18 protein-coding genes and 2 pseudogenes are annotated in these 22,861 nt (G+C 68.4%); 11 read left to right on the forward strand and 9 right to left on the reverse strand.

All coding sequences use genetic code 11. The features are described 5' to 3' along the window. Positions 1–6 precede the first annotated feature (6 nt). Entirely contained in the window at positions 7–1,392 is a 1,386-nt protein-coding gene (locus tag WS92_RS11370; protein ID WP_059931623.1) for an efflux transporter outer membrane subunit, read from the forward strand. Positions 1,393–1,487: 95 nt separating this feature from the next. On the opposite strand, the gene WS92_RS11375 is transcribed toward WS92_RS11370, so the two are convergent. The 6 genes from WS92_RS11375 to WS92_RS11400 all read right to left on the reverse strand — a co-directional run bounded on the left by WS92_RS11375 (position 1,488) and on the right by WS92_RS11400 (position 8,988). Continuing rightward, positions 1,488–2,636 (reverse strand): enoyl-CoA hydratase/isomerase family protein, encoded by a 1,149-nt coding sequence (locus tag WS92_RS11375; protein WP_059931620.1) that lies wholly within the window; start codon positions 2,634–2,636, stop codon positions 1,488–1,490. Further along, positions 2,633–3,427 (reverse strand): enoyl-CoA hydratase, encoded by a 795-nt coding sequence (locus WS92_RS11380; RefSeq protein WP_059931618.1) that lies wholly within the window; start codon positions 3,425–3,427, stop codon positions 2,633–2,635. The genes WS92_RS11375 and WS92_RS11380 overlap by 4 nt, the downstream gene beginning before the upstream one ends. Beyond that, on the reverse strand, positions 3,427–4,323 hold the full coding sequence (mmsB, locus tag WS92_RS11385) for a 3-hydroxyisobutyrate dehydrogenase (protein WP_015602520.1): 897 nt from the start codon (positions 4,321–4,323) through the stop codon (positions 3,427–3,429). Before mmsB ends, WS92_RS11380 begins: the two co-directional genes overlap by 1 nt. A gap of 12 nt (positions 4,324–4,335) precedes the next feature. Further along, positions 4,336–5,865 carry a CoA-acylating methylmalonate-semialdehyde dehydrogenase gene (locus WS92_RS11390; RefSeq protein ID WP_009914541.1) on the reverse strand — a complete coding sequence of 510 codons (1,530 nt, stop codon included), beginning with the start codon at positions 5,863–5,865 and terminating at the stop codon, positions 4,336–4,338. 78 nt (positions 5,866–5,943) lie between these two features. Then, the gene (locus tag WS92_RS11395; RefSeq protein ID WP_059931616.1) at positions 5,944–7,647 is read right to left on the reverse strand and encodes an AMP-binding protein; all 1,704 of its coding nucleotides are present in this window, start codon (positions 7,645–7,647) and stop codon (positions 5,944–5,946) included. A 207-nt stretch (positions 7,648–7,854) separates the two neighbouring features. After that, positions 7,855–8,988 (reverse strand): acyl-CoA dehydrogenase family protein, encoded by a 1,134-nt coding sequence (locus WS92_RS11400; protein WP_015603915.1) that lies wholly within the window; start codon positions 8,986–8,988, stop codon positions 7,855–7,857. A 99-nt stretch (positions 8,989–9,087) separates the two neighbouring features. On the opposite strand from WS92_RS11400, the gene WS92_RS11405 reads away from it, so the two are divergent. From WS92_RS11405 to WS92_RS11445, 9 genes and pseudogenes are all read left to right on the forward strand, one after another. Next, positions 9,088–10,215 (forward strand): AraC family transcriptional regulator, encoded by a 1,128-nt coding sequence (locus WS92_RS11405; RefSeq protein WP_075645064.1) that lies wholly within the window; start codon positions 9,088–9,090, stop codon positions 10,213–10,215. Between the two features lie 83 nt (positions 10,216–10,298). Then, positions 10,299–11,801, forward strand: a complete 1,503-nt coding sequence (locus WS92_RS11410) for an NfeD family protein (RefSeq protein ID WP_006027724.1) — start codon at positions 10,299–10,301, stop codon at positions 11,799–11,801. Then, entirely contained in the window at positions 11,798–12,568 is a 771-nt protein-coding gene (locus tag WS92_RS11415) for a slipin family protein (RefSeq protein ID WP_059931614.1), read from the forward strand. Before WS92_RS11410 ends, WS92_RS11415 begins: the two co-directional genes overlap by 4 nt. A 331-nt stretch (positions 12,569–12,899) precedes the next feature. Then, positions 12,900–13,790, forward strand: a complete 891-nt coding sequence (locus tag WS92_RS11420) for a M24 family metallopeptidase (protein ID WP_006027726.1) — start codon at positions 12,900–12,902, stop codon at positions 13,788–13,790. A 51-nt stretch (positions 13,791–13,841) separates the two neighbouring features. Next, entirely contained in the window at positions 13,842–15,632 is a 1,791-nt protein-coding gene (locus WS92_RS11425; RefSeq protein ID WP_059931612.1) for an SDR family oxidoreductase, read from the forward strand. A 36-nt stretch (positions 15,633–15,668) separates the two neighbouring features. Continuing rightward, on the forward strand, positions 15,669–16,577 hold the full coding sequence (locus WS92_RS11430; RefSeq protein WP_059931678.1) for a metal-dependent hydrolase: 909 nt from the start codon (positions 15,669–15,671) through the stop codon (positions 16,575–16,577). A gap of 434 nt (positions 16,578–17,011) precedes the next feature. Further along, positions 17,012–17,664: pseudogene (locus WS92_RS11435) on the forward strand (isocitrate lyase/phosphoenolpyruvate mutase family protein). A 2-nt stretch (positions 17,665–17,666) separates the two neighbouring features. After that, positions 17,667–17,798, forward strand: a pseudogene (locus WS92_RS11440) (thiamine pyrophosphate-binding protein); the annotation flags it as partial. A 456-nt stretch (positions 17,799–18,254) separates the two neighbouring features. Beyond that, positions 18,255–18,641, forward strand: a complete 387-nt coding sequence (locus WS92_RS11445; RefSeq protein ID WP_006027733.1) for a DUF2917 domain-containing protein — start codon at positions 18,255–18,257, stop codon at positions 18,639–18,641. A gap of 380 nt (positions 18,642–19,021) precedes the next feature. Here the strand turns inward: WS92_RS11445 and WS92_RS11450 are convergent, their stop codons facing one another. Beyond that, positions 19,022–19,306, reverse strand: coding sequence for a hypothetical protein (locus tag WS92_RS11450; protein WP_006027734.1), 285 nt, complete (start codon positions 19,304–19,306; stop codon positions 19,022–19,024). A gap of 749 nt (positions 19,307–20,055) precedes the next feature. Then, on the reverse strand, positions 20,056–20,556 hold the full coding sequence (locus WS92_RS11455; protein WP_009914527.1) for an NlpC/P60 family protein: 501 nt from the start codon (positions 20,554–20,556) through the stop codon (positions 20,056–20,058). A 327-nt stretch (positions 20,557–20,883) separates the two neighbouring features. Between WS92_RS11455 and WS92_RS11460 the strand changes: the two genes are divergently transcribed. Then, complete coding sequence (locus WS92_RS11460) at positions 20,884–22,185, forward strand: NCS2 family permease (RefSeq protein WP_006027736.1); 1,302 nt, start codon at positions 20,884–20,886, stop codon at positions 22,183–22,185. 249 nt (positions 22,186–22,434) lie between these two features. Here the strand turns inward: WS92_RS11460 and WS92_RS11465 are convergent, their stop codons facing one another. Continuing rightward, positions 22,435–22,722, reverse strand: coding sequence for a DUF1488 family protein (locus tag WS92_RS11465; RefSeq protein ID WP_006027738.1), 288 nt, complete (start codon positions 22,720–22,722; stop codon positions 22,435–22,437). Positions 22,723–22,861 lie beyond the last annotated feature (139 nt).

Below are 22,861 nucleotides of genomic sequence, written 5' to 3' on the forward strand. Positions count from 1 at the left end.
GACGCGATGACGACACTACCCTCGACTCATCGTTTCGCCCGGCGCGCCGCCGCGCTCGCATGCGCGGGCGCGCTGCTGTCCGGCTGCGCGAGCTCCTCGCGCAACGCGCCGCCGCCCGCGCTCGAGCTGCCCGCGCAGTGGGCCGCGCCCGTCGCCGCGCAGGCGAGCGCCGCGCCCGACGACTGGTGGCGCCGCTTCGGCGACCCGATGCTCGATCGCCTGATCGACAGCGCGCTGCGCACGAACAACGATCTCGCGGCCGCCGCGATCCGCGTCTACCGCGCGCAATTGCAGGCGGGGCTCGCGGACACGAACCTGACGCCGAACGTGACGCTCGGCGCGACGGGCAACGTATCGCGCACGCTCGACACGCACCGGATGAGCCGCACGAGCGGCATCACGGCGGCGCTCGGCTACGAACTCGACCTGTGGGGCAAGCTCGCCGCGCAGCGCGACGCCGCGCGCTGGGAGCTGGAAGCGACGCAGGCCGACCGCGATGCGGCGCGGCTCGCGCTGATCGGCACGACGGCGGCGCTGTACTGGCAGATCGCCTACCTGAATCAGCAGATCGCGATCGGCGACGCGAACATCGCGTATGCCGAGCGCACGCTGCAGCTCGTGCAGTCGCGCCACGCGGCGGGCGCGACGTCCGGGCTCGACCTCGCGCAGGCCGAGCGCAACCTGTCCGCGCTGCGCGCCGACCAGACGCAGTTGATCCAGCAGCGCACCGAGAATCGCAACGCGCTCGCGATCCTGTTCGACCGTCCGCCGCAGCGGCAAGCGGCCGAGCGCGACGCGCTGCCCGCGGCGCCGCTTCCGGACGTCGCCGCGGGCGTGCCGGCCGAGCTGCTCGGCCGCCGGCCCGATCTGCGCGCGGCCGAGTTCCGGCTGCGCGAATCGCTCGCGAACGTCGACGTGACGCGCACGAGCTTCTATCCGACGTTCACGCTGACGGGCAACGTCGGCACGGCGAGCACGAGCCTCGAGCGCGTGCTGCAGAATCCTGTCGCGACGCTCGGCCTCGGGCTCACGCTGCCGTTCATCCAGTGGAACACGATGCAGTTGCAGATCAAGGTATCGAAGTCGCAGTACGAGGAAGCCGTCGTCAATTTCCGGCAGAGCCTGTATCGCGCGCTCGGCGAAGTCGAGAACGCGCTGTCGGCGCGCGTGCAGCTCGAGGCCGAGGCCGACGAACGCACCCGCGCGCTCGCGCAGGCGCAGCGCGCCGAAACGCTCGCGAAGGCGCGCTTCGCGGCCGGCGCGACGGGCGTGCAGCCGTGGCTCGACGAACAGCAGCGGCTGCGCGACGCGCAAAGCGCGCTCGCGCGCAATCAGTTGGGACGGCTCAACAACCGGATGGATCTCTACAAGGTGCTGGGCGGCGCGGGATAGGCCGCAGCGGGGAACGGCGGAGCGGCCGCATCGTCGTATCTGCCGCCGGCCCCGCGCCTCGAACCGCCAATCGCCGCGCCGCCGCCAACGCGCGCTCAGCCCGCGGCCGCGCCGAGATCGGCGAGCGGATGCGCTTCGCGCTTCCACGGCGACGTCAGGAAATGCAGAACGCGCTCGCGCTGCACCTCGACGAGCGTCGCGGGCGCCCAGCCCGGCCTGCGGTCCTTGTCGACGAGATGCGCGCGCACGCCTTCGCAGAAGTCGCCCTCCTCGATCGCATGCGCGACGATGCCGAGCTCCATCCGGAACGATTCGGCGAGCGTCATCTGCCGGCCGCGCAACAGCGCGTCGCGCGTGACGTCGAGCATCGTCGGCGAATGGCTCGTCAATGCATCGAGCGTCGTCTGCAGCCATTGCCGATGCTCGCGCGAGAGTTCGTCGCGCGTCAGGTCCTGCCGCAGCGTCGCGACGATCCGCTCGACGCCGGAGCGCTTGTCGAAGTGGCGGACGATCCACGGCATCTGGCTGTCGAGCGCCGCATGCGGAACGACGTTGCACGGCGGCGCGAACACCGCGCGCAATCCGCGCAGCACGTCGCCCGACCAGTCGGCGCGCTCGAGCCGCGTCTCGAACGTGTCGAGCCACGACGACGGCACCGACAGATCGGCGAGCTTCGCCGCGAGCGCGTCCGCGCCCGACAGCGTCGCGCCCGTGAGGCCGACGTACAGCGACAGCTCGACCGGCAGCCGCGCCAGGAAATGCGTCGCGCCGACGTCGGGCACGAAGCCGATCCGCGTCTCCGGCATCGCGATCTTGCTGCGCTCGGTCGACACGCGCAGCGCGGCGCCTTGCGCGAGCCCCATTCCGCCGCCCATCGTGATGCCGTCCATCAGCGCGACGACGGGCTTCGGGAACGTGTGAATCGCGTAGTCGAGCCGGTATTCGTCGATGAAGAACGGCAGCCAGCCGCGGCCGCGCGCCTTCGCCATCCGGTAGAGCGCGCGCACGTCGCCGCCCGCGCAGAAGCCCCTGTCGCCCGCGCCGCGCAGCACGACCGCGACGATCGAGCGATCGTCGCGGCAGCGTTCGAGCAACGCGGCGAGCTCGCGCACCATGTCGTGCGACAGCGCGTTGAGCGCGGCCGGCCGGTTCAGCGTGATCAGCGCGACGCGGTTCACGACGCGCATCAGCACGTCGCGCGCCGCCGCGTCGTGCGAGACGTCATGCATCATCGGCGTGCTCATCGCGGCTGCCCTCCGTCGTCGGCTCGCCATTGCGGCTTGCGCTTGCCGAGAAACGCGGCCACGCCTTCGCGCGGCTCGCCGCCGTCGAACAGATCGACGAAGCGCTCGCGCTCGACCGCGAGCGCGGCGCCGCGCGGCACGCCCTGCCGCGCAAGGCCGATCAGCTCCTTCGCGACACCCACCGCTCGCGGGCCGAGCGCAACCGCGCCGCGCGCGAGCTCGATCGCGGCATCGCGCGCGCGGCCGGTGTCGACGACTTCCTCGACGAGGCCGATGCGCAGCGCGGTTGGCGCGTCGACGCGCACGCCCGCGAGAATCATCCGCTTCGCCCAGCCCTCGCCGACGAGCCAGGGCAGCGTCTGCGTGCCGAGCCCGCACGGCGTGAGGCCGACCGACGGCTCGGGCAGCGCCATCTGCGCGTGCCGCTCGGCGACGCGCATGTCGCATGCGAGCGCGCATTCGAGACCGCCGCCCATCGCGTAGCCGTTGATCGCGGCGATCGTCGGAAAGCGGGCGTCGTGCAGCACCTCGAACGCGGCGCCGAAGCGCGACGCCATCGTGCGCGCCATCGCGTGATCGCCGTCGGCGAACGAATGCAGATCCGCGCCCGCGCTGAAGAACTTCGGGCCGTCGCCCGTGACGACGAGCGCGCGCACGCGGGAATCGGCTTCGAGCCGCTCGATCGTGCGCTGCAGTTGGAGGAGCCCGTCCGCGCTGAACGTGTTCGCGGACGGGCGCTTGAGCGTGACGAGCGCGATCGCGCCGTCGTCGACATAGTCGAGCTCGATCATCAGGTTTCCTTTTTGACCGGCTGGTACAGGCGGATCACCGCCGAGAAATCGAGCTTGCCGTCGCCGCGGCTGCTCATCGTCTGATACAACTGCTGCGCGAGCGCGCCGAGGTAGACCGGCTGCCGCGCCTGCTTCGCCGCGTCGTTCGCGAGGCCGAGATCCTTCAGCATCAGATCGGTGCCGAAGCCGCCCGTGTAGCCGCGCGACGACGGCGCGGCCTCGATCACGCCCGGATATGGGTTGTACGTGTCCGAGCTCCAGCAGCGGCCCGTCGACGTGTTGATGATGCCCGCGAGCACCTTCGGATCGATGCCGAGCGACGCGCCGAGCGCCATTGCCTCGGACACGCCCGCCATCGTGATCCCGAGCACGAGGTTGTTGCAGACCTTCGCGACCTGCCCCATGCCGGTCGCGCCGCAGTGGACGATGTTCTTGCCCATCGCCGCGAGCACGGGCTTCACGCGCGCGTAGTCGGCGTCGCCGCCGCCGACCATGAAGGTCAGCGTGCCCGCCGCCGCGCCGCCCGTGCCGCCCGACACGGGCGCATCGACGAACGCGCCGCCGCCGCCGCGCACGAGCTCGCCGAACGCCTGCGCGCTCGCCGGATCGATCGTGCTCGAATCGATCACCATCGCGCCCGCGGCAAGGCCCGCGAGCACGCCATCCTCCTGCGTGAGCACGGCGCGCACGTGCGCGGCCGCGGGCAGCATCGTGACGACGAACTCGGCGCCCGCCGCCGCGTCGCGCGGCGAAGCGGCAACCTGCGCGCCGCCGTCCTTCACGAGGCGCAGCGCGTCCTCGCTCAGATCGAACGCGCGCACTTCATGGCCCGCCTTCAGCAGATTGAGCGCCATCGGCGCACCCATGTGGCCCAAGCCGATAAAACCGATCTTCATCGCGCCCTCCGATCAGTGCAGACGAATCGTCGTATTGACGGCGCCCGCCGTCGCGTCGTCGTCGAACCAGCGCGCGGTGACGGTCTTCGTCTGCGTGTAGAACTGCACGACCTGCTTGCCGTACGGGCCGAGATCGCCGAGCTTCGAGCCGCGCGAGCCCGTGAAGCTGAAGAACGGCACCGGCACCGGAATCGGAATGTTGATGCCGACCTGGCCGATGTCGATCTCGCTCTGGAACTTGCGCGCGGCCGCGCCGCTTTGCGTGAAGAGGCCGACGCCGTTGCCGAACGGATTGGCGTTGACGAGCGCGATCGCTTCGTCGAGCGTGTCGACCGACATCACGCACAGCACCGGGCCGAAGATCTCGTGCGTGTAGACCGACATCTCCGGCTTCACGTCCGCGAAGATCGTCGGGCCGATGAAGTTGCCGTGCTCATAGCCGGGCACGCTCACGCCGCGGCCGTCGAGCGCGAGCTTCGCGCCCTCCTTTTCGCCGGCTTCGATAAGGCCGAGGATCCGCTGCTTCGCCGCGCGCGACACGACGGGCCCCACGTCGGTGCCCGCTTCCGCGCCCGCGTTGACCTTCAGCGTCTGCGCCTTCGCGACGATGTCGGGCAGCCAGTCGCGTGCCGCACCGACGAGCACCGCGACCGACGTCGCCATGCAGCGCTGGCCCGCCGCGCCGAACGCCGCGCCGACGAGCGCGTTCACCGTCTGCTCGCGATTCGCGTCGGGCAGGACCACCGCGTGGTTCTTCGCGCCCATCATCGACTGCACGCGCTTGCCGTGCTCGCTGCCGAGCCGGTACACGTGCGTGCCGACGGCCGTCGAGCCGACGAACGAGATCGCCTTCACGAGCGGATGCGAGCACAGCGCGTCGACGACTTCCTTGCCGCCGTGCACGACGTTCAGCACGCCCTTCGGCACGCCCGCCTCGATTGCGAGTTCGACGAGCTGCATCGTCGACAGCGGGTCCTGCTCGGACGGCTTCAGCACGAACGTGTTGCCGCAGACGATCGCCATCGGGAACATCCACAGCGGGATCATCGCGGGGAAGTTGAACGGCGTGATGCCGACGCACACGCCGAGCGGCTGGCGCAGCGAATACGTATCGACGCCGCCCGCGACGTTCTCCGCGAATTCGCCGAGTTGCAGCGTGCCGACCGAGCACGCGTGCTCGACCACTTCGAGGCCGCGGAACACGTCGCCCTCGGCATCGGGCAGCGTCTTGCCCTGCTCGGCCGTCAGCGTCTTCGCGATCTGCGGCAGGTTCGCGCGCACGAGATCCTGGAACTTCAGCATGATGCGCATCCGCGCGGAGAGCGGCGTGCCCTTCCATTTCGCGAACGCGGCCTGCGCGGCCTCGACGGCCGCGTCGACTTCGGCGGCGGTCGCGAACGGCACGCGCGCGAGCAGCTCCTGCGTCGCCGGATTGACGATGTCGCGCCACTCGGTCGCGTGGGATTCGACGAATTCGCCGGCGATCAACAGCTTCACGGTCGGCACGTGATGTCCCTTCCGGGACGACGGAGTTGCGTTCATCGTGAGATTCTCCTGGCTATGGCCGGCGGCGCGCCGCGCGCGTCGCCGGCCGGTTGATGCGAAGCGGCACGCCGGGCGTCACTTGCCCTCGGCCGCGAAATCCTCTTCCCAATACTCGCCGGGCATCCGGCCCGACGCGTCGTCGCCGCGCTCCAGCTCGCGGCGGCGCAGCTCGACGCGGCGGATCTTGCCGGAGATCGTCTTCGGCAGCTCGGCGAACTGCAACCGCCGAATCCGCTTGTACGGCGCGAGCTTTTCGCGCGAGAAGCGGAAGATCTCGCGCGCGAGCGCCTCGCTCGGCTCGTAGCCCTCGCGCAGCGTGATGAACGTCTTCGGCACCGACAGCCGCAGCGGGTCCGGGCTCGGCACGACGGCCGCCTCCGCGATCGCCTCGTGCTCGATCAGCACGCTCTCCAGCTCGAACGGGCTCAGCCGGTAGTCGGACGACTTGAATACGTCGTCGGCGCGGCCGACGTAGACGAAGTAGCCGTCGTCGCGGCGCAGCGCGATGTCGGACGTGCGGTAATGGCCGTCGCGCATCGCGTGCGCGGTCGCCTCCGGGTGGTTCGCGTAGCCCTTCATCAGGCCGACCGGGCGCCCGGCGCCCGGGCCCACCGGCAGCGCGACCTCGCCTTCGCTCGCGGGGGTGCCGTCCGGATCGAGCAGCACAATCGCGTAGCCCGGCAGCGGCCGGCCCATCGAGCCCGGCACGACCGGCTGGCCCGGCGAGTTGCCGATCAGGCACGTCGTCTCGGTCTGCCCGTAGCCGTCGCGGATCGTCACGCCCCACGTCTTCTTCACGCGCTCGATGATCTCCGGATTGAGCGGCTCGCCCGCGCCGACGATCTCGCGCAGCTTCACCGGGAACGCCGCGAGCGGCTGCTGGACGAGCATCCGCCAGACGGTCGGCGGCGCGCACATCGTCGTGACCTGATACCTGACGAGCGCGTCGAGCACGACCTTCGGCTCGAAGCGCGCATAGTTGAACGCGAACACGCACGCCTGCGCGTTCCACGGCGCGTAGAAGCAGCTCCATGCGTGCTTCGCCCAGCCGGGCGAGCTGATGTTCCAGTGGACGTCGCCCGGCTGCAGGCCGATCCAGTACATCGTCGACAGGCTGCCGACCGGATACGTGCGGTGCGTGTGCTCGACGAGCTTCGGCTTCGACGTCGTGCCCGACGTGAAATACAGCAGCATCGGATCGCTCGCGCGCGTGACGCGCTCGGGCGCGAAATCGGCCGCGGCCGCATAGCCGTCGGCGAACGCGAGCCACCCCGCGCGCGGCGCGCCCGCGACGATCTTCGTCACGTCGAGCCCCGGCTGCTCGAACTTCGCGGCCTCGCTCTCGTCGACGATCGCATAGCGCGCGCCGCCGATCTGCACGCGCTCGCGCACGTCGTCGGCGGACAATTGCGTCGTCGCGGGCAGCACGACCGCGCCCAGCTTCATCGCCGCGAGCATCGCGTCCCACAGCTCGACGCGGTTCGGCAGCATCAGCAGAATCCGGTCGCCGCGCGCGACGCCGATCCCGCGCAGCCAGTTCGCGATCCGCGCGGAACGCTCCGACATCTGCGCGAACGTGTACTGCGCGCCGTCGCCCGTCGCCGCGTCGACGATCCACAGTGCGGGCTTGTCGTTGCCGCGCGCGATCGCGTCGAAGTAATCGAGCGCCCAGTTGAATTCGTCGAGCGCCGGCCACCTGAAATCGCGATATGCGGTGTCGTAGTCGGTGCGGTGGCGCAGCAGAAAATCGCGTGCGTCGAGGAACGCCAGTGCCGTCATCGTGTCGTCTCCTGTCGATCGGAGTTGGCGCTTTAGCGCCTACTCCGATCCCATGCAAAGCTGTCGATCGGAGTTGGCGCTTCAGCGCCTACTCCGATCCCATGCAAAGCAGTCGATCGGAGCTGGCGCCTCAGCGCCTACCCCGATCCCATGCAAAGCTGTCCATGTTGCGCGAGTGCTTCCTTGCGGCGATTCGCGCGACAGCGCTCAAAGCTGCCGCGCGATCACCATTCTTTGCACTTCGCTGGTCCCCTCGTAGATCTGCGTGATCCGCGCATCGCGGTAATGGCGCTCGACCTCGTAATCGACGAGGAAACCGTAGCCGCCGTGGATCTGGATCGCGTCCGAGCACACCGCCTCGGCCATCTCGGACGCGAAGAGCTTCGCCTGCGACGCCTCCGACAGGCACGGCAGCCCCGCCGTGCGCAGCCGCGCCGCGTGATGCGTGAGCAGGCGCGCGGCGTTGATCTGCGTCGCCATGTTCGCGAGCTTCTCGGCGATCGCCTGATGCTCGGCGATCGGCTTGCCGAACTGCACGCGCTCGCGCGCATAGCGGCGCGCGCGGTCGAACGCGGCGCGCGCGATGCCCGTCGCCTGCGCGGCAATGCCGATGCGCCCGCCCTCGAGGTTCGACAGCGCGATCCTCAGCCCCTCGCCGCGCTTGCCGAGCAGATTCTCCTGCGCAATCGCGCAGTTCTCGAGCGTGATCGGACACGTGTCCGACGCGCGGATGCCCATCTTCTTCTCGGGCTTGCCGACGATGAAGCCCGGCGTGTCGGCCGGCACGACGAACGCGGACAGCCCGCGCTTGCCCTCGTCCGGATCGGTCATGGCAAAAACGATCGCCAGGCCCGCGCGCGCGCCGTTCGTGACGAACTGCTTGCTGCCGTTCAGAATCCACTTGCCGTCGCGCAGCTCCGCGCGGGTGCGCAGGTTGTGCGCCTCGGAGCCCGCGTGCGGCTCGGTGAGGCTGAACGCGCCGATCGTCTTGCCGCTCGCGAGATCGCGCAGCCAGCGCTCCTTTTGCTCGGTCGTGCCGTAGTTCAGCACCGGGCCGCAGCCGACCGAGTTGTGCACGCTCACGAGCGTCGCGCACGACGCGCAGCCCGCCGCGATCTCCTCGAGCGCGAGCGCGTAGGCGACGTAATCCGTATACGATCCGCCCCAGTCGGCGGGCACGATCATGCCGAGAAAGCCGAGCTCGCCCATCTGCGCAACGACCTCGTCGGGCAGATGCGATTCGCGGTCCCACTGGGCGGCGTTCGGCGCGAGCACTTCGGCGGAGAAGGCGCGCGCGGCGTCGAGGATCATCCGTTGATCTTCGGTGTAGAGATCGTCCATGACTGCATGTCTCCTGGGCGCCAACCGCGTCGTCGCGCGGCGCGCCTCGATCATTCTGTGTCGATCAGTCAAGTGTAGGCAACGCGCGGAAACTGTTCGATGCTCGCTCCGCTCAATTACACTGATCGTTTTTGCCATACCGCACCGCGGCACGCTCCTGCGATGAAGCACGAAGAGAAGAAGGGCACCGTTTCGATCGAACTCGTCGAGTCGAGCCTCGCGCTGTCGCGGCGGCGCGGCGTCGGCGACGCGCCGCTCCTCGCGCAGGCGGGCATAGCGGCCGCGCTGCTCGCGCAGCCGAACGCGCGCGTGTCGGCGCGGCAGTACGGCGCGCTGTGGAACGCGATCGCGCGCGCGCTCGACGACGAGTTCTTCGGCCAGGACCCGCACCCGATGCGCTGCGGCAGCTTCATCGCGATGAGCCAGGCGGCGCTCACGGCGCGCAACGGGCTGCGCGCGCTCGCGCGGGCGGTCAACTTCATGCACTGCGTGCTCGACGATCTGCACGCCGAGATCGACGCGAGCGCCGAGCGCGTGCGGCTGCGCTTCGTGCATCGCAACAACGCGAACCCGCCGGAGATGTTCGCGTACGCGACCTATTTCGTCATCGTCTACGGCCTCACGTGCTGGCTGATCGGGCGGCGCATTCCGCTGCTGCACGCGAGCTTTCGCTGCGGCGAGCCGCGCGCTGTCCACGAATATCGACTGATGTTCTGCGACGACATGCGCTTCGGCCAGCCCGATTCGTACGTCGATTTCGATCCGGCGTTCGCCGCGCTGCCCGTCGTGCAGACGGCCAAGACGCTCAAGCCGTTCCTGCGCGACGCGCCAGCGAGCTTCATCGTCAAGTACCGCAATCCGCACGCGTTCGGCGAGCGCGTGCGCGCGGCGCTGCGCGCGCTGCCGCCCGCCGCGTGGCCGACCGCGCAGGCGCTCGCCGCGCGGCTGCATGTGGCCGAGGCGACGCTGCGGCGCAAGCTGAAGCAGGAAGGCCATTCGTATCAGTCGATCAAGGACGCGCTGCGCCGCGATCTCGCGTGCGAGGCGCTCGCCGACCCGGCCCGCACGGTGGCCGACGTCGCCGCGGCGGCGGGCTTCGCCGAGCCGAGCGCGTTCTATCGCGCGTTCCGCAAGTGGCGCGGGATGAGCCCCGCCGACTACCGCGACGCCGCGCTCGCCGCGCGCGCGGCCGCTTCACGCTTTCGCCGGAAACCGCCTACTCTTTAAGCACCGGGCGCCCGCCCTTCTCACGGCCCGGCTGCGGCGCCGCACCATGCGGCAGCGCGCCGCCGGCCGACACCGCGATGCCCATGCCCCGTCCTTCGCCACGTCCGCCGCCGCTGCACGGCAAGCTGCCCGCGCGGCTCGCGCGCGCGGCCGTGCTGATCGGCCTGCTGCTCGCGTGCGCCGCGGCCGCCGCCACCGCCGCGGCACGCGCGCCCGTCGTCGTGATTCCGGTCACGGGCGCGATCGGCCCGGCGAGCGCCGACTTCATCGTCCGCGGCCTCGAACGCGCCGCGCGCGAGCACGCGCAGCTCGCGATCGTCCAGCTCGACACGCCGGGCGGCCTCGACACGTCGATGCGGCAGATCATCAAGGCGATCGTCGGCTCGGGCGTGCCCGTCGCCGCGTTCGTCGCGCCGGGCGGCGCGCGCGCGGCGAGCGCGGGCACCTACATCGTCTACGCGAGCCATATCGCGGCGATGGCGCCCGGCACGAACCTCGGCGCGGCGTCGCCCGTGCAGTTCGGCATCGGCGGCCAGGCGCCGCCCGCCGCGCGGCGCGAGCCCGGCGCCGCGTCCGGCGGTTCCGGCGCGGGCGCGACCGACGCCGAATCGACCGAAACCCGCAAGGCGCTGCACGACGCGGCCGCGTACATCCGCAGCCTCGCGCAGTTGCGCGGCCGCAACGTCGAATGGGCGGAGCGCGCGGTGCGCGAAGCGGTGAGCCTGCCCGCGAACGACGCGCTCGCGCAGCACGTCGTCGACCTGATCGCGAACGACCCGGCCGATCTCGCCGCCAGGCTCGACGGCCGCAGCATCGTCACCGCAACGGGCACGCACCGGCTCGATACCGCGCAGGCGCCGATCGAAACGATCGAGCCCGACTGGCGCAGCCGGCTGCTCGCGACGATCGCCGATCCGAGCGTCGCGCTCGTGCTCGTCACGCTCGGCATGTATGGGCTCTTCTTCGAATTCGCGAATCCCGGCTTCGTGCTGCCGGGCGTCGCGGGCGCGATCAGCCTGCTCGTCGGCCTGTTCGCGCTGCAGTTGCTGCCGATCAGCTACGCGGGCCTCGCGCTCGTGCTGCTCGGCATCGCGTTCCTGATCGCCGAGGCGTTCCTGCCGACGTTCGGCGCGCTCGGCGTGGGCGGCATCGTCGCGTTCGCGATCGGCGCGCTGATGCTGATCGACACCGACGTACCCGGCTACGGCGTGCCGTGGCCCGTGATCGTTTCGCTCGCGGCCGCGGGCGCGATCCTCGTGTTCGGCGTGTCGGGCTTCGCGCTGCGCGCGCGCCGGCGGCCCGTCGTCACGGGCGCGGAGGCGATCGTCGGCAGCATCGGCGAGGTGCTCGACGACGGCCTCGTGCCCGATCAGCCGCCGCAGATCGGCCCGAGCGCGGACCCGGGCGCGCCGCTCGCGCCGTCCGCGGCCGGCTGGGCGCGCGTGCACGGCGAGCGCTGGCGCGTCGCGAGCGCGACGCCGATCGCGGCCGGCCGCCGCGTGCGCGTGACGGGCCGCAACGGCCTCACGCTGACCGTCGCCCCGCTGTACGACAACGCCATCCCAACACGAGGAGAACAATCATGATGGGTTTCACGTTCGGTTTCGGCAGCCTGCTGTTCGTGTTCGCGCTGTTCCTCATTGCCTCGTCGATCCGGATCTTTCGCGAGTACGAGCGCGGCGTCGTGTTCCTGCTCGGCCGCTTCTGGAAGGTCAAGGGGCCGGGGCTCGTGCTGATCGTGCCCGTCGTCCAGCAGGTGGTGCGGATCGATCTGCGCACCGTCGTGTTCGACGTGCCCGCGCAGGACGTGATCACGCGCGACAACGTGTCGGTGAAGGTGAGCGCGGTCGTGTATTTCCGCGTGGTCGACCCGGAAAAGGCGGTGATCCAGGTCGCGCGCTACTTCGACGCGACGAGCCAGCTCGCGCAGACGACGCTGCGCGCGGTGCTCGGCAAGCACGAGCTCGACGCGCTTCTCGCCGAGCGCGAGCAACTGAACGCCGACATCCAGAAGACGCTCGACGCGCAGACCGACGCATGGGGGATCAAGGTATCGACGGTCGAGATCAAGCACGTCGACCTGAACGAGACGATGATCCGCGCGATCGCGCGCCAGGCGGAGGCCGAGCGCGAGCGGCGCGCGAAGGTGATCCACGCGGAAGGCGAGCTGCAGGCGTCCGAGCAACTGCTGAAGGCCGCGCAGCGGCTCGCGCTGCAGCCGCAGGCGATGCAGTTGCGCTATCTGCAGACGCTGACGACGATCGCCGCCGACAAGAACTCGACGATCGTGTTCCCGCTGCCGGTCGATCTGCTCAGCGCCATGCTCGAACGCTTCGGGCGCGCGCCGCAGTGATCGCGGTATCGATTTTCGCGCATCGATCCTGCCGCGGTCCGACGGCCCGGTGGCTCAACGACACCGCTGCTTCGATGGTCCGATAGTCCGATAGTCCGATAGTCCGCCGGATCATTCCCCATTTCCCCCGACGCAGCCCGGAGCGGGGCCTGCCGCCTTTCCCGCGACGAATTAGGAAAAGTACTCATCACAAACACGCGCCCAGACGCGATTCGTTGATATAAGATAATTACATTGATCAATGTCACATTTACTGACGCAGTGCAATGGCGGCTGACGCATCCGCGGCCGGCACCGCCGCTCAGAACGACGAAGAAAGGGAGACGACGCCATGGCCGAGCATCCGCTGCCGGAAGTGCACATCGACGAACTGGACCAGTTCCGCTCCGTCCAACAGCTCGCATACCGCTGCGTCGAGTCCGTCGGCGACATGCTGTATCCGGGCATCACCGAGAAGCAGGCCGCGCGGCTGATGCTCGAATGGGCGCAGGACCACGGCGTGCAGGATTGGCTGCACAAGCCGTTCGCGTGGTTCGGTGAGCGCACCGCGTTCGAAGGCTTCTCGGGCCTCAAGCACCTGGGCGGCTTCAATCTCGCGTTCTTTCCGAGCAATCGCACGCTCGAGCCTGACATGCCGGTGATTCTCGACGTCGCGCCCGTCGTCGACGGCGTCATCGCCGACGTCGGCTATGCGACCTGCCTCGGCCACAACCCGATCCTCGAGCAATTGCAGGACGACCTGATCGCGCACCGCGAGATGATCGTGAAGCTCGTGAAGGAGCGCCGCACGCTCGCCGAGGTCGCGCAGGAAGTGGACGCGCTGTGCCGCCGCCAGGGCGTCGAGCCGCGCCACAAGGCGTATCCGTTCAAGGTGCTCGCGCATCGCGTCGCGAAGCTGCGCAAGCTGTCGAAGCCGCGCTTCGTCGCGCGCTTCGGCCTCAATTCGACGCGCAACCTGCTGCTCGAGCAGGCGCGCGCGGGCAAGGAACAGGGCTGGTCGCCGCTGTGGTCGATCGACGCGCGCTCCGATCACGCGCCGACGCCCGGCCTCTGGGCGGTCGAGCCGCATCTCGGCTTCGCAGGCGTCGGCGCGAAGTTCGAGGAGCTGCTCGTCATCACCGACGACGACGCGTACTGGCTCGACGACGACCTGCCGCACGTGCGCCGCTGGCGCGCGCGCGAGGAGGCGCGCAAGCCGCTCGCGCACGAACAGGCGGCGTGACGGCAGCCGCCGCGCGCCGTTCCTTTCCGCTCACCACACGAAGACATCACGATGCAGCCCCTCTCCGACGAAGCGCCGCTCGCGCTGTTCGAATCGGTTCACACCGAAACCGCCGTCGCGGCCGGCGACGTCACGCTCGCCGCGAAGACCTGGGGCGACGCGTCGCGCCCCGCCGTCGTGCTCGTGCACGGCTATCCGGACAGCAGCGAAGTCTGGCGCCGCGTCGCGCCGCTGCTGGCGAAGTCGTACTACGTGATCGCCTACGACGTGCGCGGCGCGGGCCTGTCGACGAAGCCCGCGCGCACGGCCGACTATCGGCTCGAGCGGCTCGTCGACGACTTCGCGGCGGTGATCGACGCGCTCGCGCCGAACCGCGCGGTGCACGTGATCGGCCACGACTGGGGCTCGATCCAGGGCTGGGAGTTCGTCACCGAGCCGCGGCTCGCCGGGCGCATCCTCTCGTACACGTCGTGCTCCGGACCGAATCTCGACCACGTCGGCTACTGGCTGCGCCAGCAGCTCGCGCGGCCGTCGCCCGCGTCGCTCAAGCGCCTCGCCGGCCAGCTCGTGCGCTCGTGGTACGTGTACCTGTTCCACCTGCCGTTCATCCCCGAGCTCAACTGGCGCCTGTGGCTCGGCCGTGCGTGGCCCGCGCTGATGCGCCGGCTCGAGCGCACCGACATCGGCCCGCGCCCGACGCAGACCGAGGACGGCGTGCACGGCGTGCGTCTGTATCGCGCGAACTTCATCCGCCGCGTGTTCGCGCCGCGCGAGCGCTATGCGCACGCGCCCGTGCAAGTCGTCGTGCCGCTGCGCGACAGGTTCGTGAGCCCCGCGCTGTCGGCCGACATCGCGCGCTGGGTGCCGACCTGTTACCGCCGCGAAGTGGCCGAGCGGCACTGGCTGCCGCTGTCGGAGCCGGCGCGCTTCGCCGCGCTCGCGCAGGAACTGATCGAAGCGGTCGAGACGGGCACGGAGCCGCCCGCGCTCGCGCATGCGCGCCGCACGAGCGGCGCCGGCCCATTCGTCGGCAAGCGCGTCGTGATCACCGGCGCGGGCAGCGGGATCGGCCGCTGCGCGGCCGTCGAATTCGCGAAGCGAGGCGCGTCGATCGTCGCCGTCGACATCGACGGGCAGGCGGCCGAGCGCACCGCGCTCCTCGTGCGGCTGCTCGGCGCGCAGGCCGACGTGCGGCGCGTCGACGTCGGCTCGGCCGACGACATGGAAGCGCTCGCGAACTGGGTGGGCGAAGAGCTGGGCGGCGCGGACGTCGTCGTCAACAACGCGGGCATCGGCATGGCGGGCGGCATCCTCGACACGTCGGCCGCGCATTGGGAGCGCATCCTGCGCGTGAACCTGTGGGGCGTGATCCACGGCTCGCGCCTGTTCGCTACGCAGATGGCCGCGCGCGGCGCGGGCGGCCACATCGTCAACACCGCGTCGGCGGCCGCGTTCGGCCCGTCGCGCGACCTGCCCGCGTACGCGACGACGAAAGCCGCGGTGCTGATGCTCTCCGAATGCATGCGCGCGGAGCTCGCCGACCACGGGATCGGCGTGACGGCCGTCTGCCCCGGCTTCGCCGAGACGGGCATCATGGCGTCCACCCAGTACGCGGGCGCGAAGAGCGCGCAGGACGAAGCGCGGCTGCGCAAGCGCGCGACGAAGCTCTATCAGATGCGCGGCCTGAAGCCGGAGACCGTCGCGAAGGCGATGGTCGACGGCGTGCTGCAGAACAAGCCGGTCGTCGCGATCGGCGCGGAAGCGCATGCGATGCGCTTCGTCGGGCGCTTCACGCCGTGGCTCGGCCGGATGATCGCCCGCATCGGCATGGCGTCGCACTGAGCGGCACAGCGCCCCCGACCGTTGGAGGAGACATCGATGAATGCCCCGGAAAATCACCATCCGATCAAGGCGCGCCACGTCAAGTTCGACTTCGCGAAAGCGCCGATCCAGTGGATCGAAGGAGATCCCGAAAGCACGCACATCATCAACACGCTGAACCTGCTGTTCCCCGAAGGCGAACTGTGGTTCTGCCGCGTGTACAACAAGGCGATACCGCTCATCACCGATCCGGCGCTGCGCGCCGACGCCGACGGCTTCCTGCGCCAGGAAGCCGTGCATTCGCGCTCGCACGGCGGCGTGCTCAAGCACTACTACGAGCGGCACGGGATCGACACGAAGCCGTTCACGCAGCGGGTCAACTGGCTCTTCACCAAGGTGCTCGGCGAAAAGCCGCTCGGCCTGAAGATCGGCCACACGCGCTTCTGGCTGCGCCAGCAGCTCGCGGTGATCGCGTCGCTCGAGCACTTCTTCGGCTACCTCGGCAACTGGGTGCTGCACGCGCGCGGGCTCGACGACGGCCGCGCCGATCCGACGATCGTCGACCTGCTGCGCTGGCACGGCGCGGAGGAAGTCGAGCACCGGGCCGTCGCGTTCGACATCTACCGGCATCTCGGCGGCAACTACGTCGAGCGCTCGATCCACATGACGTTCGTGATCATGATCCTGCTCTACTTCATCATGTCGGGCGCGAAGTACATGTACGAGCGCGACCCCGGCACGGGCCGCTATCCGGGCTTCGTGCTGTCGTGGTGGCGCGGCTCGCGCCGCAATCACCTGCCGTCGTTCTGGAAGACGATCGGCGCGGCGCTGCGCTATTACCGGCCGAGCTACACGCCGCACGGCGAAGGCTCGACCGAGCTCGCGCTCGAATACCTCGCGCGCTCGCCGGCCGCGCAGGCGGCCGCGCACGGCGGCAACTGGGGCACGGAGAAGGCCGCGTCCTGACGCGACGGCGGACGGCTCCGCGCCGCATGCGCGCGCCGTCCGCTTCGTCGTTCTTTTGGGGTTTGTCCGCTCGCTCGTCCGACCGCGCCGGTTCGCCGCCAGCCGATCCGACGTCATCGCGCGCTGCCCGTTCCCGAAAACGGAATGCCCGCCGCGCTTGTTGTCGCTTCCATCGATCCGCACCTGCACTGCGCGCACGCGTGACTTTATTTCACGCAAGCCGGTTTGACATTGTCATCCAATCCTCATAAACCATAACCACAAACCCAGAGCTTAAATTATTAAATTTCTTCATTCGAGAGGAGTAAATCGTGCCAATAAGAAAATGAATAAGCGCGCCGATTACCAACGAACAGAGACGTCGGTCATTCAAGGAAAAGCTGACAAGCGGGCGCGCGCTGCGTTTCATTGAAAGCCACAGCCCGATTTCCGCAATGATCAGCGAAAAAATTCATGTTGCGCACGGAGTGCTGCAATCCGGGTTCGACGGCTTCCGGTCGAATTCATTGACCGACTCGACGCTGCGCGGCCGGCCATCGAAATCCTGGACATCGCGAGCAGGCTGCTGAACGTCCAGTCGCTCGAGCGATCCGGCGTCCCGGCGGTGATTATCGAAGACAAAACGGGGTTGAAGAAAAATTCGCTGCTCGGCAACGACGTGATTCAGCACCAGGAATCGATCGACGATTTTCAGATCATTGCCTGCGTCGAAAGCCTGATTCTCGACAAGGGCATGCCGGCCGCGCTCGCGCGCGCGGCCGCGTATTGCGAGGCCGGCGCCGACGGCGTGATGATCTACAGCCGCAAGAAGGACGCGGACGAAGTCATCGAATTCGCGCAACGGTTTCGCGAGCGCCGTAGCGACGCGTATCTCGCGTGCGTGCCGACGAGTTTCAACGCGATTTCGTTCAGCGAGCTCGCGCGCTACTTCAGCGTCGTGATCTACGCGAATCACCTGCTGCGCGCCGCGTATCCGGCGATGCTCGCGGTTGCCGAAGGCATCGTCGCGCACGGCCGAACGCTCGAGATCGAAGAGCGCTGCCTGCCAGTCAACGAGATCCTGAAGCTCATCCCCGGAACCGCGTGACCATGAACACGGAAGATCTGATCGGCATACTGACCGACGCCGGCGTCGGTCTCGCGGTCTGCGTTCCGGATTCCTTATTGAAATCGTTCTGCAGCCGGCTGAACGACGCCGATTGTCCGCTGCGTCACCTCATGCTCGACCTCGTGATGTTGTCGGCGGGCACGACGCTGCTGCGGGGTGCGATACGCTGAATCGCCGGGTCGACGCGCGCGCAGCCAATCGATCCACGTGCGGCGAATTCGACGCGCCGCCTGCCCGTCGAATTCGCGTCATCGCGCACGCGGTCGCCTGTTGCCGACGAGGTATTTCGTCGTCCGTATCGCTCCCTCCCCGCCGTGCGCTGCGTTTGTCACAAGATTTTCGTTGACAAGCCAACGAAGGATGACGAAACTCATCGGCATGGATACGCGCATGCTCATCGCCGCAGTAGTTGCCCACCCGCCAGTGAACGCCCGTTGTGGCGCATCACCGGGGGCACTCGCGCGTTAGCTATCCGCAACATCGGATGTCGAAGAGGCCCCCGCCGGTAACGGTTGGGGCCTTTTTCATTGCGCTGCGCTCCTTCCGCCGGCTCTATTCAGGAGAAGACGATGGACCAGGCAAGCCGGTTGTTGTTTCGTCCCGATGCGACGCGGCACGATGGGTACGACGCGATCCAGTTGCCGCGCATGACGCTGCACTTCGCGCTCGAGCCGCGCGCGATGATGACGTGGCTTGCGCGCAGCCACACCGAAATCCGCGTGCTGAGTTCGCGCGTCTGGCTCACGCGCTCGTTCAGCGTCGACGATTACTGGCTGAAGCCGGGCGACGTGCTGCACGTGCCGCGCGGCGAACGCATCTGGCTCAGCGCCGACGGGCCGTCCGCCGCCGAGGTCTCGCTGACGACCGCGTACGTGCGCCGGCGCGGCTGGATCGGCGGCATGGTCAGCGGGCTGCTCGACGTCGCCGCGGATCTGACGAGCCCGCGTCCGCGATGAAGCGCGGTGCGGGCGGGCATGCGCACGTGCCGCGTCGGCTCGATGCGGCAATCGGCAACGCGCATCGTCGGGTGTCCGTCGCCATGCTTTTTCGCGCGCGGCGATGCACGGCGAATTCCACCGATCGTCGCAACACTTCCGTATAGGAGGTGGTGATGGGCATAAAGAAGCGGAGATCGGATCAGGCAGGCGCGCAACGCGCGCATCGGTTCGGCGCATTCTCCGAACGAACCGGCGCACGCAACGCATGGATTGAGCGACAGCGCCCGAACGATGAACGGCGCAGCCGGAATGACGAGGAAGCGCGCGGCAACGCGCGCGCGGCAAGTATCGCGGCGGCGCGGCATCCGCCGCGCGCCGCGAGCTGTCCGTGCGACGCGTCACGTGCTCGCCGCGAGACGCGGACCGGCCGCACCGCGCACGGCTGCCGCCGGCGCGTCGTCGGTCTTTTGCGTTTGCGCGCTCACCCACGGATCGATGCCCTGCTTCTGCACCTCTTCGAGAAACGACACGCGCGCGCGCCAGTAGTCGGCCTGCAATTTCGCGTCGATCACGCGCTGCTCGGCGGTGAACAATTCCATCCGCGCGGTCACGAGCATCGACGCGGCGCTCTTCTCGGGAGTGGGGGCGTGACGCAACGCCCATCGGCTGATCCAGTTCAACATGCTTGCCTCCGTATTGACGGATGAAATCGCGTGGGGCGTCCACACCCTGCAAGGCCCCGCCCCAGCACTCACCTTCAGCTTCCACTGCGAAATGCGTCGACGCTCGCGCACGCTCCCTGATCCCCGACGACACCTGACGACATCCGACGCGAGCATTGTCTCCATCCTAGTGAGAAAATTGCGTTAATGCGATGACGAATTGCATTCTTTTACACTGCCGGCGTTATTGCAACACTTCCCGAAACAACAATATCCCATTGATAAAAAAGAAAAATATTGTTCCCTATATGAATAGGAACGCCTATCTCTAAAATCAACGCATATGTCGGCGGAATTGACGGAATTTCCGGATGGCGACTGCGCGGCGGCGCGCGCGGCCGCAAAACGTTTCGCCTATGCCGATGCATTTTTTCTTTTCATGCGATCCGCGCCGACATCATGCGGGCATCGAGCCGCCGAACTTGCTTTCCGTGCAATCCGCATGAAATCGCGCGCGTCCGGCAAGGCGGCCGCAGGTTTCGCCTGCACGCTACGTTCGCGCTCGGAATCGCCGCTGCGTGCACGACGATGGGGCGTCGCACCGTCACGACGCGCGCGAACGCACATTACGCCGTTACTTTCGAAGCGATTACGTTCCGCACGCCGAACGATCGCAGCGTTGCGCGTTTGTGCGATCGAGCCGCGCGCGTCGCCGGCGCGCCATCGCATGAGTCGCGCGCATCGTTCATCGGCGAACCGCGTTCAGCGAGTCAGCCGGGTCCGCATTCGTCCGGCCAACGATACGCGAGCAGCCGCGAACGCGCATACGCATGCTCGCGCACCGCGCCGCGCTGATTGCCGCCGAACAGATACACGTGCGCTTCGTCGTGCCGCAGATAAAAACCAACGTGCCCTTTCCAGCTCGTCGGACGATCGCGCATCAGCACGACGACGCATCCGTACGCCGGCTCGCTCAGCGCGCGCCCCCATTCGAGCCACGATCGCGCGAGCGCGGAGCCCGTTCCCGGTATCCCGACACGCGAGAAACACCAGTTGATGAACGACGAGCACCACGAGACCTTGTCGTCATAGCCGACGAGATTCGTGCAGCCGTTGTACTCGACGATGCGCGGATTGCTTTCGCCGCGACCGAAGCGCCGCACGCCCTGCTCGGCGAGCGCGACGGGCATCCATGCGGGATGGCCGACGCCGGCTTCCGGTTCGCCGCGCGCCGGCACGACGCGTTGATCCGTTCGAGCGATCGAGGTCAAGCTGTACTCCCCAGTTCGTGAAGGGCGACACGCCGGCGCGAGCATCGACGACGCCCGTTCGCGGGCGCTGCCGGCAAGCGTCCATTTTAACGATCCTCGGGCAAACGCGCGCCGGCGTGGCGCGCCCGACGCCTACCAAACGGAGCCCGCGGACGGCGCAGCCGGGTCACCGGCGTTTCGCCGCAAATATATCGTCCGGTCTATGTCCGCTATTACAATCCGCCGATAGCCGCCCAATAGTGGCTGGTTACAGTACGTCCGCCTCGCGCGGCAATACAACGCACAAAGCATTCAGCAACACGACTACTCGACCGGAGAATCGCCCACATGGAATCGATCAAACGGTATTTCGGCTTCGCGGAAGCCGGAACCGACTTGCGCACCGAAATACTCGCGGGCGTCACCACATTCCTGACGATGGCCTACATCATCTTCGTCAACCCGGCGATCCTCGGCGACGCGGGCATGCCGAAGGAATCCGTCTTCGTGGCGACCTGCCTCGTCGCCGCGCTCGCCTCGCTCATCATGGGCCTGTACGCAAACTATCCGATCGCGTGCGCGCCAGGCATGGGCCTGAACGCGTACTTCGCATACACCGTCGTCAAGGGCATGGGCTTCACGTGGCAGGCGGCGCTTGGCGCCGTCTTCATCTCCGGGTGCCTGTTCCTGCTCGTCACGCTGTTGCGCGTGCGCGAAGTGATCGTCAACGGCATTCCCAAATCGCTGCGCATCGCGATCACCGCGGGCATCGGCCTCTTTCTCGGGATCATCTCGCTGAAGACGGCGGGCGTGATCGTCGGCAGCCCGGCGACGCTCGTCACGCTCGGCGACCTGCACAAGCCGACGACGATCCTCGCGATCGTCGGCTTCTTCGCGATCGTCACGCTCGACTACCTGCGCGTGCGCGGCGCGATCCTGATCGGCATCATCGGCGTGACGATCCTGTCGTTCTTCTTCGGCGGCAATCAGTTTCACGGCATCTTCTCGGCGCCGCCGTCGATCGACGCGACGCTGTTCAAGCTCGACATCGGCGCCGCGCTGTCGACAGGCATCCTCAACGTGATCCTCGTGTTCTTCCTCGTCGAGCTGTTCGACGCGACGGGCACGCTGATGGGCGTCGCGAACCGCGCGGGGCTCCTCGTCGAGGGCAAGATGCATCGGCTGAACAAGGCGCTCCTCGCCGACAGCAGCGCGATCGTCGCGGGCTCGCTGCTCGGCACGTCGTCGACGACCGCGTACATCGAGAGCGCATCCGGCGTGCAGGCGGGCGGGCGCACCGGCGTGACCGCGATCACGGTCGCCGTGCTGTTCATCGCGTGCCTGTTCATCGCGCCGCTCGCGGGCGTCGTGCCCGGCTACGCAACCGCGCCGGCGCTGCTCTACGTGTCATGCCTGATGCTGCGCGACATGGTCGACGTGTCGTGGGACGACGCGACGGAGGCCGTACCCGCCGCGCTCACCGCGCTGCTGATGCCGTTCACGTACTCGATCGCGAACGGCGTTGCGTTCGGCTTCATCGCGTACGGCGGCCTCAAGCTGCTGACGGGCCATGCGAAGCGGGTGAAGCCCGTCGTCTGGATCATCGCGGCGATCTTCCTGTTCCGCTACTTCTACCTCGGCGCGGAATAAGCGGCGCGGCGCGCGGCTATCGCCCTGCGGCCACTCCACCCGCTCCAGCCGATAGCCTGTCCAGCAACCCAGTGCCTGAAGTGCCTTGCGATCGAGCAATTCTTCCTCCCGACCTCCATAAAGTCAGGCGTCAGGTTACGCAATCGCCCTACAAGGCTCCACGGTTTTCTGCGATGAACCCAAAAAAACGAGCGCTACCCCCGGGCAGCGCTCGTTCGCGGCGTCGGCGCGTTCCATATCAAATGGACCCTAGCGCCCGTTCGCCTCGTAAAACCTGACGTACCCGCTTCTGAGCACCACGCACTGCGCGCGAGTCTCCGACAGCAGGCGCCGCGCGGCGGCCTCGATGCGGAGCCGGTGCGTGTCGAATGCGCCCACCATGTCCTCGAAGCGCGGCGAAGCGGCCCCGAAATGGTCCTCGAGCGCCTCGGCGGTGATATGGCATTGAACCGGCTCGCCGTCGACCATCGCCATGAACGCGAGCGTCAATTCGCGTCCCGAATATTCGGGCGCATCGTTCGTGAACTGGATCTGCATCGGAACCGCCTTTGCCGTAGCTCGAGAATGCAGGAAACCGCGCGTCGCCGGAAGCGTTCGCTGGCCGGAAACGTGCGGGCTGACCGGAGAGGATGCCGTGCGGCGGGCGCCTCGCGCCCGCCGGATGCTCCGGTTGACT

This window comes from Burkholderia sp. MSMB1588 (assembly GCF_001546925.1).
GTDB classification, from domain to species: Bacteria; Pseudomonadota; Gammaproteobacteria; order Burkholderiales; family Burkholderiaceae; genus Burkholderia; species Burkholderia humptydooensis.

Excerpts from the sequence above, each read along its gene's own strand:
- WS92_RS11370 (WP_059931623.1), top strand. The coding sequence starts at position 7 with ATGACGACACTACCCTCGACTCATCGTTTCGCCCGGCGCGCCGCCGCG.
- WS92_RS11375 (WP_059931620.1), bottom strand. The coding sequence starts at position 2,636 with ATGAGCACGCCGATGATGCATGACGTCTCGCACGACGCGGCGGCGCGC.
- WS92_RS11380 (WP_059931618.1), bottom strand. The coding sequence starts at position 3,427 with ATGATCGAGCTCGACTATGTCGACGACGGCGCGATCGCGCTCGTCACG.
- mmsB (WP_015602520.1), bottom strand. The coding sequence starts at position 4,323 with ATGAAGATCGGTTTTATCGGCTTGGGCCACATGGGTGCGCCGATGGCG.
- WS92_RS11390 (WP_009914541.1), bottom strand. The coding sequence starts at position 5,865 with ATGAACGCAACTCCGTCGTCCCGGAAGGGACATCACGTGCCGACCGTG.
- WS92_RS11395 (WP_059931616.1), bottom strand. The coding sequence starts at position 7,647 with ATGACGGCACTGGCGTTCCTCGACGCACGCGATTTTCTGCTGCGCCAC.
- WS92_RS11400 (WP_015603915.1), bottom strand. The coding sequence starts at position 8,988 with ATGGACGATCTCTACACCGAAGATCAACGGATGATCCTCGACGCCGCG.
- WS92_RS11405 (WP_075645064.1), top strand. The coding sequence starts at position 9,088 with ATGCTCGCTCCGCTCAATTACACTGATCGTTTTTGCCATACCGCACCG.
- WS92_RS11410 (WP_006027724.1), top strand. The coding sequence starts at position 10,299 with ATGCCCCGTCCTTCGCCACGTCCGCCGCCGCTGCACGGCAAGCTGCCC.
- WS92_RS11415 (WP_059931614.1), top strand. The coding sequence starts at position 11,798 with ATGATGGGTTTCACGTTCGGTTTCGGCAGCCTGCTGTTCGTGTTCGCG.
- WS92_RS11420 (WP_006027726.1), top strand. The coding sequence starts at position 12,900 with ATGGCCGAGCATCCGCTGCCGGAAGTGCACATCGACGAACTGGACCAG.
- WS92_RS11425 (WP_059931612.1), top strand. The coding sequence starts at position 13,842 with ATGCAGCCCCTCTCCGACGAAGCGCCGCTCGCGCTGTTCGAATCGGTT.
- WS92_RS11430 (WP_059931678.1), top strand. The coding sequence starts at position 15,669 with ATGAATGCCCCGGAAAATCACCATCCGATCAAGGCGCGCCACGTCAAG.
- WS92_RS11445 (WP_006027733.1), top strand. The coding sequence starts at position 18,255 with ATGGACCAGGCAAGCCGGTTGTTGTTTCGTCCCGATGCGACGCGGCAC.
- WS92_RS11450 (WP_006027734.1), bottom strand. The coding sequence starts at position 19,306 with ATGTTGAACTGGATCAGCCGATGGGCGTTGCGTCACGCCCCCACTCCC.
- WS92_RS11460 (WP_006027736.1), top strand. The coding sequence starts at position 20,884 with ATGGAATCGATCAAACGGTATTTCGGCTTCGCGGAAGCCGGAACCGAC.
- WS92_RS11465 (WP_006027738.1), bottom strand. The coding sequence starts at position 22,722 with ATGCAGATCCAGTTCACGAACGATGCGCCCGAATATTCGGGACGCGAA.